This is a genomic window from Luteimonas deserti (assembly GCF_013425765.1).
GTDB classification, from domain to species: domain Bacteria; phylum Pseudomonadota; class Gammaproteobacteria; order Xanthomonadales; family Xanthomonadaceae; genus Luteimonas; species Luteimonas deserti.
In genome coordinates this window covers 187,137-200,119 of record NZ_JACCJZ010000010.1, presented here as the reverse complement: position 1 = coordinate 200,119, position 12,983 = coordinate 187,137, and the positions used below count along the sequence as shown (strand labels likewise).

At 59.9% G+C, this 12,983-nt stretch carries 8 protein-coding genes and 1 tRNA gene; 5 read left to right on the top strand and 4 right to left on the bottom strand.

All coding sequences use genetic code 11. The annotated features are described in order from the left end of the window. Positions 1 to 62: 62 nt before the first annotated feature. From H0E82_RS04445 to H0E82_RS04435, 3 genes are all read left to right on the top strand, one after another. Complete coding sequence (locus tag H0E82_RS04445) at positions 63 to 3,212, top strand: efflux RND transporter permease subunit (protein WP_180544197.1); 3,150 nt, start codon at positions 63 to 65, stop codon at positions 3,210 to 3,212. Further along, positions 3,209 to 4,663 carry an efflux transporter outer membrane subunit gene (locus H0E82_RS04440; RefSeq protein ID WP_180544195.1) on the top strand — a complete coding sequence of 485 codons (1,455 nt, stop codon included), beginning with the start codon at positions 3,209 to 3,211 and terminating at the stop codon, positions 4,661 to 4,663. Before H0E82_RS04445 ends, H0E82_RS04440 begins: the two co-directional genes overlap by 4 nt. A 123-nt stretch (positions 4,664 to 4,786) precedes the next feature. Next, complete coding sequence (locus H0E82_RS04435; RefSeq protein ID WP_219338405.1) at positions 4,787 to 6,274, top strand: MFS transporter; 1,488 nt, start codon at positions 4,787 to 4,789, stop codon at positions 6,272 to 6,274. A 13-nt stretch (positions 6,275 to 6,287) separates the two neighbouring features. Here the strand turns inward: H0E82_RS04435 and H0E82_RS04430 are convergent, their stop codons facing one another. The 3 genes from H0E82_RS04430 to H0E82_RS04420 all read right to left on the bottom strand — a co-directional run bounded on the left by H0E82_RS04430 (position 6,288) and on the right by H0E82_RS04420 (position 9,458). Then, entirely contained in the window at positions 6,288 to 7,667 is a 1,380-nt protein-coding gene (locus H0E82_RS04430) for a YkvI family membrane protein (protein ID WP_180544191.1), read from the bottom strand. 333 nt (positions 7,668 to 8,000) lie between these two features. Further along, positions 8,001 to 8,825 (bottom strand): competence protein CoiA family protein, encoded by an 825-nt coding sequence (locus H0E82_RS04425; RefSeq protein WP_180544189.1) that lies wholly within the window; start codon positions 8,823 to 8,825, stop codon positions 8,001 to 8,003. A 192-nt stretch (positions 8,826 to 9,017) separates the two neighbouring features. Further along, complete coding sequence (locus H0E82_RS04420; RefSeq protein ID WP_180544187.1) at positions 9,018 to 9,458, bottom strand: hypothetical protein; 441 nt, start codon at positions 9,456 to 9,458, stop codon at positions 9,018 to 9,020. Positions 9,459 to 9,528: 70 nt separating this feature from the next. Between H0E82_RS04420 and H0E82_RS04415 the strand changes: the two genes are divergently transcribed. Further along, positions 9,529 to 10,467: a hypothetical protein gene (locus tag H0E82_RS04415; RefSeq protein WP_180544185.1), complete on the top strand. Its 939-nt coding sequence runs from the start codon at positions 9,529 to 9,531 to the stop codon at positions 10,465 to 10,467. A 463-nt stretch (positions 10,468 to 10,930) separates the two neighbouring features. Here the strand turns inward: H0E82_RS04415 and H0E82_RS04410 are convergent, their stop codons facing one another. Continuing rightward, positions 10,931 to 12,085, bottom strand: a complete 1,155-nt coding sequence (locus H0E82_RS04410; protein ID WP_180544183.1) for a hypothetical protein — start codon at positions 12,083 to 12,085, stop codon at positions 10,931 to 10,933. A gap of 481 nt (positions 12,086 to 12,566) precedes the next feature. Here H0E82_RS04410 and H0E82_RS04405 point away from each other — a divergent pair. Further along, positions 12,567 to 12,669: transfer RNA gene (locus H0E82_RS04405), tRNA-Ile, on the top strand. Positions 12,670 to 12,983: the final 314 nt, after the last annotated feature.

Genomic DNA, 12,983 nt, shown 5'->3' with positions numbered 1-12,983 from the left:
CGGGCGCATGTCGCGCCATAGAGCTCCACCTCGCTCGCAAGATGCGGGCAAACGGAACCCCCATGTCCAGATTCTTCATTGAACGCCCAAATTTTGCCTGGGTCGTCGCAATCTTCATCAGTCTGGCCGGCTTGCTTGCGCTGCCGTCCATGCCGGTCGAAAAGTACCCCGAAGTTGCGCCTCCTCAGGTCCTAATCTATGCCTCATATCCCGGCGCCTCGGCGGAGGTCGTCAATGACACGGTGACCAGCATCATCGAGCAGGAGCTCAATGGCGCTCGGAACATGCTGTATTTCGAGTCCAACAGCTCGAACGGGACGGCTGAGATCACTGTCACTTTCCAGCCAGGCACCGATCCCGATCTGGCGCAGGTCGACGTGCAGAACAGACTCAAGAACGCCGAGCCTCGACTTCCGCCCGAGGTCACGCGTTCGGGCGTAATGGTCGAACAGACCACGGCTGGCTTCCTGATGATCTACACGCTGACCTACAAGGACGGCGTGGACTCCACCGATGCGGTGAGGCTCAACGATCTCGCCGCGCGCGTGGTCAATAACGAGATCCGCCGCATCAACGGGGTGGGCCGCGTGCAGTTCTTCGGCGCCGAGGCGGCAATGCGCGTCTGGGTAGATCCAATTGCCCTGGTCGGCTACGACCTGTCCATCCAGGACGTCAGCAACGCAATTGCCGCCCAGAACATCCAGGTGCCGGCTGGCGCGTTTGGCCTGAGTCCAACGGATGAAGGCCAGGAGCTCACAGCAAGTCTGCTGGTACAGGGATCTATGTCGTCGCCAGAAGAGTTCGGCAACATCGTGTTGCGCGCGCAGCAGGACGGCTCGCTCGTCCGTTTGTCCGATGTGGCACGCCTTGAGATGGGGCTTCAGGACTACAGTTTCGCCACGACGAGTAACGGCAAGTTGTCCTCGAGTGCGGCTGTGCAGCTGGCTCCCGGTGGCAACGCTGTGCAGACCGTCGAGCTGATCAAAGCGCGGCTAAACGAGCTCTCGCAGACGTTTCCGGAAGACATCACCTACACGGTGGGCTTTGACAGTGCGAAGTTCGTCGACGTCGCCATCAAAAAGGTGCTGCTGACGCTGGCCGAGGCAGTCGCTCTGGTGTTCCTGGTGATGCTGCTGTTCTTGCAGAACCTCCGCTACACGATGATCCCGACCATCGTGGTCCCGATCTGTCTGCTGGGCACGCTGGCGGTCATGAAGCTGCTTGGCTTCTCGGTGAACATGATGACCATGTTTGGCATGGTGCTGGCGATCGGCATCCTGGTCGACGATGCGATCGTGGTCGTAGAGAACGTCGAACGCCTGATGTCGGAGGAAGGGCTGTCTCCTAAAGACGCGTCTATCAAGGCGATGCAGCAAGTGGGCGGCGCAATTGTAGGGATCACCTTGGTGCTCTCAGCTGTCTTCCTACCGCTGGCATTCATGAGCGGATCGGTCGGCGTCATCTACCAGCAGTTTTCGATCTCGCTCGCCGTATCCATCTTGTTCTCAGGCTTCCTTGCCCTGACCCTGACACCCGCCCTGTGCGCCACGCTGCTGAAGCCGGTCCCCAAAGGCCACCACGCTGAGAAAAAAGGCTTCTTCGGCTGGTTCAACCGCAAGTTCTCGGCCGTTTCCGGCCGCTACATGGCAGTGAACAACAAGCTGGTGCGCCGCACCGGTCGCTACATGGCGATCTACGCCGCGCTGCTGGTGGTACTGGGCTTTGCCTACGTGCGTCTCCCTGAGGCATTCGTCCCCATGGAGGACGAGGGCTACATGATGGTGGACATCCAACTGCCCCCCGGCGCGAGCTTCAATCGAACGCGCGCGGCCGCCGAGCAGGCGGGTGAATACCTGGCGTCGCGGCCAAACATGCAGGAAGTCACGGTCATCTTCGGCTTCAGCTTTGCAGGCTCGGGCGCCAATGCGGCGCTTGCGTTCCCCACGCTCAAGGACTGGTCCGAGAGAGGCAGCGATGAAACCACCGAGGTCGAAGTGGCGGCTGCAAACGAGTTCTTCGCCGGAATCGAGGATGCAACGCTGATGGCGGTGAGCCCACCGCCCGTTGACGGCCTTGGCACCACCGGCGGCTTCTCGATGCGTATCCAGGACCGCGCGGCAATTGGCCGTGATGCACTATCTGCCGCCGTAGGCCAGCTGCTTGCTGAGGCCAACGACTCGCCAGCGATCGCCTACGCGATGATCGAAGGTCTCGACGATGCACCCCAGCTACGGCTGGACATCGATCGAGAGAAGGCTGAGACCTTGGGCGTGAGCTTCGAGAATGCCACCAGCGTGCTGTCCAGCGCTTACGGCTCGGCGATGGTTAACGAGTTCGTGAATCAGGGCCGCATGCAGAAGGTGGTGGTGCAAGGCGACGTGCAGTACCGCATGACCCCCGAATCGCTCAACGATCTGTACGTACGCAATCGCAACGGCGAGCAAGTCCCGCTGACGGCGTTTACCGAGACGTCGTGGGAGGTGGGCCCGATCCAGATCGCGCGCTACAACGGGTACCCCGCGTTCAAGATTGCCGGCGATGCCGCGCCGGGCTACAGCTCAGGCGATGCGCTCGCCGAAATGGAGCGAATTGCGGCGGAGCTTCCCGAGGGTGTCGGTTTTGAGTGGACGGGTCTGTCCTTCCAGGAGAAGTTTGCCGGCGCGCAGGCCCCGATTCTGCTCGGGCTTGCTTTGATCGTGGTCTTCCTGCTGCTCGTTGCCCTCTATGAGAGCTGGTCGATCCCGTTTGCGGTCATGTTGATTGTGCCTATCGGCGCGATCGGTGCTGTCGCAGCGGTCACGCTCGTGGGTATGTCAAACGACGTCTACTTCAAGGTCGGCCTGATCACCATCATAGGCTTGGCTGCGAAGAACGCGATCCTCATCGTGGAGTTCGCAAAGGACCTGCATGCACAGGGCCACAGCATCATCAACGCCGCGCTTGAAGCAGCGAAGCTGCGCTTCCGTCCGATCATCATGACCTCGCTTGCCTTCATTCTAGGCGTTGTGCCGTTGACGCTTGCTTCCGGCGCCGGTGCCGCCAGCCAGAATGCGATCGGCACGGGCGTGATCGGCGGCATGTTGGCAGCAACGTTCCTGGGCGTGCTCTTCATCCCGATCTTCTACGTATGGGTGATGTCTAAGTTCTCGAAGCACCGGGGCGGCAAGTCGACACAAGAGTCTTCGGTGTCGCTAAAGGAGGACGCGCCATGAGCGCAAGCAACTACCGCCGTGCGTCGCTCGTAATGGCTACCACTATGTTCATCGCTGCCTGCTCCATGGCGCCGCCGTATCAGCGGCCCGTGGCGCCCGTCGCCGACCAATGGCCAGCCGTCATGGATCCCGTCCGGGGCGCACAGTTGGTGCAGCAGGACGGGTGGCGAGCCTTCGTGATCGACGAGGATCTGCGGCGGTTCGTCGACGTCGCGATCGGCAATAACCGTGATTTGCGCACTGCGTTGCTCAACGTCGAAGCTGCGCGGGCGCAGTATCGGATCGAGCGGTCCGATCAACTACCGGCGGTCGATGCGACGGCGTCGGGCGTTCGTCAGCGCCTCTCGCCCGCCAGCAACCTCGAAGGCGTGGGCGGCGTACAGGAAAGCTTTCAGTCCGGCGTCGCACTCGCGGCATTCGAGCTCGACCTGTTCGGGCGCCTTCGCAGCCTGTCCGATGCGGCACTGCACGAGTATCTGGCAACCGAAGAAGCCGCTCGTAGCGCTGAGGTGTCGCTAGTATCGGAGGTGGCACGGGCATACCTGCTTCGCGAGGGAGCGTTTCGCCAACTGATGTTGACGCAGGAGATTGTCGACACACGTCGTGAGGCATTCGAACGCATCGCCGCTCGTCGAACCGCTGGTGTCGCGAGCGCTCTCGAACAGGAGGAAGCGGAGACCTTGGCCAACCAGGCGAAGGCAGATCTGGTTCGTCTCGACCGGCAATACCGGCAGGCCACCAACGCACTGGTGCTATTGATCGGAACGCGCGACGCCCTGACTGAACTGAAGCCGGGCTTTGAGACAGATGCACCAGTGGTCGCAGAACTCGAACCTGGCGCTCCGTCCGAACTATTGGCTAGCCGCCCGGATGTGCGGGCCGCTGAGCGCCGGCTTCAGGCGCGCAACGCAGACATTGGCGCTGCACGGGCGGCCTTCTTCCCACGTATTGCGCTCACCGGTTCCGCAGGGAGCGCGAGCGCCGAGTTCTCCGAGCTCTACGGCAGCAACACGCGCGTATGGTCGTTCTCCCCGCAGATCACCCTGCCGATCTTCAGCGGTGGCAGGAACCGCGCGAATCTGAATCTGGCAGAGGCTAGAAAGGACATCGCCGTAGCTGAGTACGAAAAGAGCATCCAGGTCGCGTTCCAGGAAGTCGCCGATGCTATCGCGGCAAGAGAAACTTTGGAGACTGAGCGCCAGGCGCTATCGGCAGTGATCCGCAACAGTGCAACTGCAGCCCGTCTGTCGGAGGCGAGGTACCGCGCGGGTCTGGACAGCTATCTGCGATATCTCGATGCACAGCGGACGCTGTATGCCGCCCAGATCGAGGAGATCGACGTCGAGGTCCAGCGGCAGATCGCGCTAACGCAGCTGTTTCGTGCAATGGGCGGGCGCTGGTACGCCCCCGTGTCCGGTGGTGCAGTGGCGACGCGTCACCAGAGCGGATAAGGCGCCACGCGTCAGCTTCGATATCACCTCTATCTAGAACGTTTCTACGCGCTGGCGCTGCCACCACTGATCCCCCTCAAGAGCTTCAAGACCATGCCCGCTCTACCAAAGAACCGATGGTTCGTGCTGCTCACCGTGATGTTGGCCTTTCTGCCGATCGTGGTGGATCTGACGATCCTGCACATCGCGATTCCTTCCCTGACCCAGGCCCTGTCGGCCACCGGGACGGAAGTGCTGTGGATCATCGATATCTATCCGCTGGTCATGGCCAGTCTGTTGATCCCCATGGGCACGCTCGCCGACCGGATCGGTCATAGAACCTTGCTGGCGGTAGGCCTGACGATCTTCCTGTTGGGCTCGCTAGCAGGTGCGTTCTCACCGAATGCCGAGTTCCTGATCGGCGCGCGCGCCGCGATGGCAGTGGGCTCGGCAATGGTGATGCCCTGCATCCTGGCCATTATTCGTCAGACCTTCGAGGACGATAAGGAACGCGCTCTGGCGCTCGGCCTTTGGGGCTCGGTCGGCTCAGCGGGCGCAGCACTTGGACCTCTGATTGGCGGTGCCATGCTGGAGCACTACTGGTGGGGATCGGTGTTTCTGGTCAATGTGCCCATCCTGCTCGTGGTGGGGCCGCTGGTTGTGCTGAGCGCGCCGCATCGACCCGTCGGGTCACAGAAGGGCTGGACGATCGGACAGGCGCTGATGTTGATGGCTGGCCTGCTTGCTAGCGTCTATGCGCTCAAGTCGTTCGCAAAGCCAGACGCCTCGTGGGCGCTGTCAGGCGCACTGCTGCTGGTCGGCGCCGCGCTGCTGGCCGTGTTCGTGGTCAAGCAGCGGCGCGCAGCAGACCCAATGCTGGACGTGAGCTTGCTTTCGATACCGGCGATCCGCGTGGGCGTGATCATGGCCCTGGTCGTGATGGGCGCCCTGGCCGGTGTCGAACTCACGCTATCTCAGGAATTGCAGTTCGTGCTCGGCCAAACGCCTCTGGAAGCGGGCATCTACATGCTGCCTCTGATGGTGGCAGCCGCCGTGGGCGGGCCGCTTGGCGGATACCTGCTTGGACTTGCTGGCCTGCGTTGGGTTGCGTCGTGCTCCCTGTTGGCTGCCGCGATCGCCGTCGGGAGTCTTGGCATGGCTGATCTGCATGATGCAGGCGTCGAGATCATCTTCATGCTGGCTGTGCTCGGTCTCGTCCTGAGCATAGGACTCACCGCATCTTCGGTGGCGATCATGAGCAGCGCGCCGATCGAGAAGGCAGGGTCGGCAGGCGCACTTGAAGCCACAAGCTACGAGCTCGGCACCGGATTTGGTATCACGGGCTTCGGCATTTTCCTAGCGAGCGTTTATATGCGCGCGATCGAAGTGCCGGCTGCGATTGCGACACAGATCCCTGCGACGGCGTCCGATTCAATCGGCGAAACTTTCCTGGCGGCTTCGCGACTTCCTGATGATGAGTCTGCTGCCCTGATTGATGCAGGAAAGATTGCATTCATGGAGGCCCATGGCAGCCTGCTGGTCGCCTCGGCTTGGGTAATTGCTGCACTGGCGCTTCTGGTCGTTTTGATGCTGCGAGAACCCAGGCCTGCTGAAACCTTGAGAGACGGATAGGCGCTTGTGAGACTCAACGAGCCTGATCAATGTCAGATGCAAGGCGCTGATCTTTCTCAAGAGTCGCCCGTGGCGAAGCCTGGCATTCACTTGGCTCAGCTTGGGTCAGGACCTCAGTGGCATTGGCATCGGCGGGAAGCAGCGTGTAGTCGACGTCCGGATCAGCGGCCAGAGCGGTCTGGGCGCGGTCGACGAGCGCCTCATGCAGCGCTGCATCGGCAAGGTTGGATTCGCTTGAAAGTTGCTCCACCTTGGCAGCGTGGGCCGCGGTGAAGCGTCGGCGCGGATCAAGACGTCGCATAGCTAGTCGGCGCAAGCGCAATCGCCGCTTGGCTTCCGCTGAGATCCGCGCGCGGCGCTGCAGCCAGCCGGTCGCCAGGACGGCAATCAGCACCAGGCCCATATAGCCGAGAACTGGATAGACAAACGACACCAGTGCTCGAAAGCCCACGAAGCTCAGGCCGAAGCCCACCAGGACAGACGCAACATAAACCTGGCGAAAGCGCTCAGGCCGTGCGCGGGTCAGGCGCTTGCCCAACGCGTAGAACATGCCCAAGGCAGTGTTGAAGATCATGCCGAAGATGACTGCCGACATTGCCGCACCAAGTCGGGGATCAAGCTCGTTAACCAAGGTCAGCATCGGCAGAGCGTCGCCGCCGATGACATCGACCCGCAGAAACAACGCACACACCGCGAGCATCAACAGCAACAAATACATCGAACCGCCGATCAGGCCAGCGAGGCCAGCGGTTCGACTATCGAGCATGCTTCCGCCGATGACAATCGTCATCGACACGCCCGTGATCGCGCACAGCCCCACATAGTTCAGCGCACCCACCCACCAGTTGGGCAGGCTGGTCTGTACGTTTCCAGCAGCAAGATCGAGGGCGACGACGTTGTAGGGCGCCGTCAGCAGCGTCCAGCCTGAAGCGCCGAGCAGGAAGAGAACGATGAAGGGCGTGATCAGGCCGATGAGGCGGGAGACCTTGTCGACGTCGAACATGCCGGCAACGAGGACAGCGAGCAGCGTCAGCACCGCGCCAACCCAGACAGGCCATCCAAACTGCTGTGACATGTTCGCGCCGCCGCCGGCGAACATGACAAAGCCGATCGCAAACAGAGTTGTGATCGTCGCAGCGTCTAGGAACCATGCCAGCGCCGGGTGAGACACGCGCCGGAACACCGCCGTGTGTTCTTTGGCCTGCACATGACTGCCTAGCTGCAGCGAGGCCACCCCGATCAGAATCATGATCACCGAAGCGATGAAAGCTCCAACGATGCCCATGAGTCCGAACGCCACAAAGAACTGGAGCATCTCTTGCCCCGACGCGAAGCCCGCGCCGACAATGAGGCCGATGAAGGCCATACCGATGCCGAGGGCGCGCTTGAACATGTCTGTCTCCTGGAGGCCGGGCCAAGCTATGCCGTGCAGTCGGTCAAGGCAAGCGAGTCTGACGAGGATCTAGGTGCCACAACGCTGTCCCAACAGCTCTAATGTCCGCTTCCGGCCAGAAGCGGACATCTCATCACCGACTTCGCCTGAACTAAGTCGGAAGTACCGCTAAAAAGAAGATTGAGATTGCGCGAGACCCTCGCGTAGGACGTCACGCCAGAAGGTTCAAGCCTAGATCCCACCAAATTTCACTTAGGCCTTAACATCCATGGCCAAGTCCTTGAAGTAACGCGGCACCGCTCGTATCCGACGTGGACCTCAGCGGAGTAGCACCTAGTTCTTGTCGTAGGGGCTTAGGCATACCAATTCAGCGTAATTCTGCTCATGCAGATCATGGATTAACTGCCTCTTCGTGATCACACGAACACTTGGTAAGTTGCCGATTGGATACGTCTCTAAACGAAACAGGATGTCACTGCCGAAATCCAAGTAGACCGGTTTGCGTGCCTCTATCCATGTGGAGTGAGGACGTTTCCACAAATACTGGTGGTGACCAGTGTACGCTTCGCGAAACTTCTGCTCTTCATCCCGCTGAAAGAACATCAGATGCATTCCGGTCGCAGCACCTCTGGCTCGGTCTTCTGCGATGAGTGATCTCTTTTGGTACATGCCTTCTGGAAATGGAGCGCCTTGAAGAGGATTACGCGCTGGAAACCATGCGCAATCTTGTGCCCAGTCTAGTGAGGGGTCGGGAAGACTGTGATGTAAATGAAAGCGGCTGGAAAACGGTGTCCCATCCACGATCCAGATCATGTTGTCGTAGAACTGCTCCCGCGAGTCCCGCTCGGCTTGAGTCATAGCTGAGTGCTGGATCTCAACGTATATCCCACCAGGCGCTTTGATGTCGGCGCGATGGATCTCGCCACTGGGTGCAGTGTGGGATATTTCCCGACACTCAGGTGGGAAAAGGTTCTTCCAGTCCCGATGCCACTGGGTCTCGTTTTCCCACCATGAGTCACAGTTGCGCCCTGCGTGTGCCCAGTGATGCATGACTATAGGGCCGCACTTGGCCACAGTCTTTCGGCCGCAATCAAGGCATGTAGCGTCAGCGCCGGCCACGGCTTCTGACTTCACCCCATTGATCAGTGCATATTGCATCCCGCTAGCGCTTTCCAGCGATAGCCACAGGGATGGAGATCAGTGCCAAGTCGCCTTCCTTGATGACCGTGCACCTCTTGGCATCCTCGCAGGGCCTGTGGAAACCCATGGGTTTGATCACACGGTGCTGCATGCGGCGCATGAGCCTCTTCCATTCTGGCTCTCCTGCCACGTGATCAGGATGCAACTCACCTAGATGGCATGAAGTTGTGTAGTCCACATACATGCGGTTGTGGAATTCGCGGTAGATGAGCCGAGATCTATCACAAGTGGTCCATAGACCACAATCACCAGTTCACCGCTATGGAGATCCTTGGCGCTCTCGATCTTGAGGTAGTCGTTGGCGATCTGACCCAGATCGTAGAGACATCCCATAGAGCTCTGGGACCTAGATCTTGGCATGCGTACAACCTTCAGTTCGATGCCATGGTGGTCGTAAACGATGTCGATCCTCGCCCTTCTTGCACCATCGGGCGCTGTGCCGCGAAAACGGGCTAATGGCACTTCTTTTTCTGCTTGCTTCAGGAGATCAAACATCCCATCGCGAGCAGCATGTTCCGTACCCAAAACACCTACAGAACCCTTAAGCCTGGTCACTGCCTGCAGTGCGCCACGGTAGATCCTTCTCTGCATGGCACGTCTTCCGTGTAAGTCATGATCAAGCAAGGTTATGCTCATTAAACATAACGCTCAACGCCGAACAATGCCCATCATCAGCTTTAAGCAGGTACTCAATGAGTACAACGCAGCGCTCACACTCCTGAGTGGATATGGCCTTCGAGTTAAGTCAACCAGGCTTGCCGACTATCGACGCGTGATCACTCGCGCAATGAGCGATGAGAACGAAGGGCGCGATTTTTCCAGCAGACGTCCAGAGATCGTAAATGCACTGAATGAAGCGGCAGAGATCGCTGAAATCGCAAAATTGAATCCCGCGCACCTGCGGGATAGAGAGGTTGTTCGAAAACTTAAGTTGATTTCAGGGGGCAGGCCCGTCATGGCCGCCGAGGGTGCGGATCAGGCACGCGACTACAGTTTGGAGTTCACAACCGCAGTCGCACTGCAGCAAGAGAATTCTTTCGGAGGCTTCTCCACCCATGGTGGCGACCTCACCATTGGTGAAGCTAAGAACCCTGCAGAGTGCAAACGCATCTCTTCTTTATCCAGCCTCCCGAAACGTCTTCGCGATGTTAGGGAACAGTTGATCGCTCTTGGTGAGGCTGGCAACCCGCCAGGCTTGATCGTGCTTGATCTCACGCGCCCAATCCGAATCGAGCAAGGAATGATCAAGGCTGACAGTGACGATGATTTCGGCAAGCAGGCAGAACAACGCTTGCTTGCCTATCTCGACAACCACGTTATGACATTGAGCAATGTTCTAGCGTTGATCCACCCGAACGTGCTGGGAATTGTTGCGCGTTGCATATCCACTGGAATTGCTGGCGATGCGACCAACATTCGTCAAGCAGTGATCTGGCAGGCCTGCACTATTCACGAAGATGGCTCTACTGAAGACATGCTGTTCCGAAATTTGGCACGGGGTTTCGGACCTGGCGAGTTGCGAGAAGGGTCGAAAGAAGATATCGATGAGGCCTCAGCGCGTATCATCGTAGCGCCTCGCAGAGGCAAGCGAGAGCGCTAACTAACGCACCACCATCAACTGATCCCGCTGCGTTGTGTATTCCTTCAACAGGATCTGTTGATCGCATGCTGCAAAAGCATGAGTCGACCGAAGTCAATTGACATCTGCAAGCTCAAACATACGCGCAACAGCAAAGAACTCAGCGTGCAAGTCTCTAAGAGCTTTCATTGCTGATGGCGACCTCCTCGGAAGACATGCGCGCAGCACTTCTCCGCTCCGATTCATATTAGAGATTTGCGCCCAGTGCGAATGCGATGCCTTCGCCACTAAAGCTTAGGAACCCAGCCATGCACTAAGAATTGATGTGTCCGCTTTTTTGCCGAAAGCGGACTTGGTCGATTACAGCGAAGCGCTCCTCTCACCACGGCGCGTGAGTCCGATCTGACGAGGCGCGCATGGCGCACGTCGACACGACGGGTCGGGTAAGCCCCCTAAGCAGTAGCCCACCCAAGACCTAACTGGATCAGGTCAGGTGGTAGCGCTTCTCGATTGCGGCGAACAACTGAGCAGCCTCTTCTTTGACGCGGACTGTTTCCTCGGCCGCGAGTGGCGCCAGTTCGATCCCGTCGACGCCCCCGACATACGCTGGCCCGCCGACGTCATCGTCGTACAAAGTGCCGTCCTCGTTGATCGCTTCATGCCGGTCCTGGCTCAGGTCCTGACCCAGCATGCGCGACAGGTGCATCCAGACCCAAGCGCGGACCAGTGTCTCGCCCCGATGTTCGATGAGCTCGCGCATGGCGGATACGTCACCTACGCATGCGAGCACGGTCAGCCATTGGTACCCCAGCTCGGGTCGACCATGTGCAGCGGCCAGATCTGCCATGTCGTACGGATCCATTTCATCCGACGGCTCGAGCTCAAGCGCTGAAGGATCGCCATAGCGTTCCGCAGTGACCAGCATTGCGCGTCTGTCCCCGCCCCGCGCCGCCGCAAGGAGATGGTACCTATGTTTCGCAACCACACGAACGAACCCGCCGCCCCCCGCAGTGATCTCCGCTAGGCTCACCGGCTCGACAGACCACTGCGCGCGCCAGCGCAGCTCGCGTCCGAAGCGGCGGTCCTCCTCCTCCGGCAGGCAAGCGTACGGCTCGAACAGGTACGCGGTCGCTAGGTGCGCAGCGGCAGCACCGCGGGCCGCGGCCGCCTCCAAGCCTTCCAGCAGCAACGGAAACTCCTCGAGCAGTGTCTCAAGCCCATGATCCATTCGGCTGATCAGTGCGGCCGATACCCACGTGGGGACCGCAGGCGCCTCCGCCTCGTCAGCGTCCGCCCACTCGTCCTCGTAGTCCTCGAGTGCAGCGATCAGCTCCTCAAACCGTAGCGGCGCGTAGCCGGATGAAGCCACGAAGCCGGCCAGGCCCTGGGCGGTACGCGCGGACTCTTCAGGCGAAAGCCGGAATTGAAGGCACCGCTGGATGACGCGGTCCTCATCCGGCGGGACAGCGGCAGCGCGCCATGGCACATCGCACCACGCCGCCTGGTGCTGGAACGCAGCATGGGTGGCAAATCCAGCGGCCGCAGCCAGCAGCTCATGGACCTGGCTGCGGGTAAGCGACAGCAGCCCCTGGGCCCGAAGATGCGCATGGGCATGAAACGCGTATTGCTTGATGGTCATGACTCGTCCTCGTTGGCCAAGCGATCCGGGGCAGGCGCACACGTTTAAGACCCCGGCAGCTGGCCAGAAGAAAAGTCGATTAGGGGATACAGCCTGTTTTTGCTCGTGTGCAAGCAGGGCGGGCGCCGCGGCCAGTGTATGCCGCGTGCTGTCTAGATTCCAAGCTCGCACTGCAACTGCGTGCGTTGGTGCGCCATCACCATTCCAGCTGTGGCTTACTGCCAAGCAGCACCGACTGGCGAGGTCCGCTTCCGGCCAAAAGCAGACACCGACCCTGGGCACTGGAATGGCTCAGTGCGGACTCGAAGGGCCTGCCGAAGACCAAGCACCACTGATCCGACGAAGCATCGCCTCCGGCGCCATTTTTCAGGTCAACGAAGAGCTTGGACAGGCGCCTGCTTAGATGCCATCATCTCCCCATGCATGGCATTGCCTACTTGGCACAGCATCGAATATGCGCGTGATCGTTTAGGACGATCACGCCCCTGCTGCTTACGTTGGTTTAAGCGCCGGCCTTATACTCCGGTGAAAGCACGCGCCAGATAAGCGCGGCCACGTCGGTTCGATTCCGACCAGGGGCTCCATTGACGAGGGCCTGTCGTGCATTACTTTTTCCTCGACACCGAGTGGGCAGACGCCCACGCGACGAGACTCGTGAGCCTTGCGTTGGTGAGTGCAGAGGGCGAGCGTGAGCTCTACTTGGAGCTGGATCCACCTCCAGCAGACCCCAAGCCGTTTGCCCGCGACGTCGTGTACCCACTGCTTGAGGGAGGCTCGAGCGCACTGCCGGCGGCACAGCTTCGACAACAGCTCTTCAATTTTCTGAGCGCATCACCCTGTGCTGCCGTGCTAGCCGATCATCATCATGACCTTGGCCTACTGCGCCGCTTTCTGGGCC

What these genes read in the sequence shown, in the direction of transcription:
- H0E82_RS04410 (WP_180544183.1), bottom strand. Translation starts at nt 12,085, where the DNA reads ATGACCATCAAGCAATACGCGTTTCATGCCCATGCGCATCTTCGGGCC.
- H0E82_RS04445 (WP_180544197.1), top strand. Translation starts at nt 63, where the DNA reads ATGTCCAGATTCTTCATTGAACGCCCAAATTTTGCCTGGGTCGTCGCA.
- H0E82_RS04415 (WP_180544185.1), top strand. Translation starts at nt 9,529, where the DNA reads ATGCCCATCATCAGCTTTAAGCAGGTACTCAATGAGTACAACGCAGCG.
- H0E82_RS04440 (WP_180544195.1), top strand. Translation starts at nt 3,209, where the DNA reads ATGAGCGCAAGCAACTACCGCCGTGCGTCGCTCGTAATGGCTACCACT.
- H0E82_RS04430 (WP_180544191.1), bottom strand. Translation starts at nt 7,667, where the DNA reads ATGTTCAAGCGCGCCCTCGGCATCGGTATGGCCTTCATCGGCCTCATT.
- H0E82_RS04420 (WP_180544187.1), bottom strand. Translation starts at nt 9,458, where the DNA reads ATGCAGAGAAGGATCTACCGTGGCGCACTGCAGGCAGTGACCAGGCTT.
- H0E82_RS04425 (WP_180544189.1), bottom strand. Translation starts at nt 8,825, where the DNA reads ATGCAATATGCACTGATCAATGGGGTGAAGTCAGAAGCCGTGGCCGGC.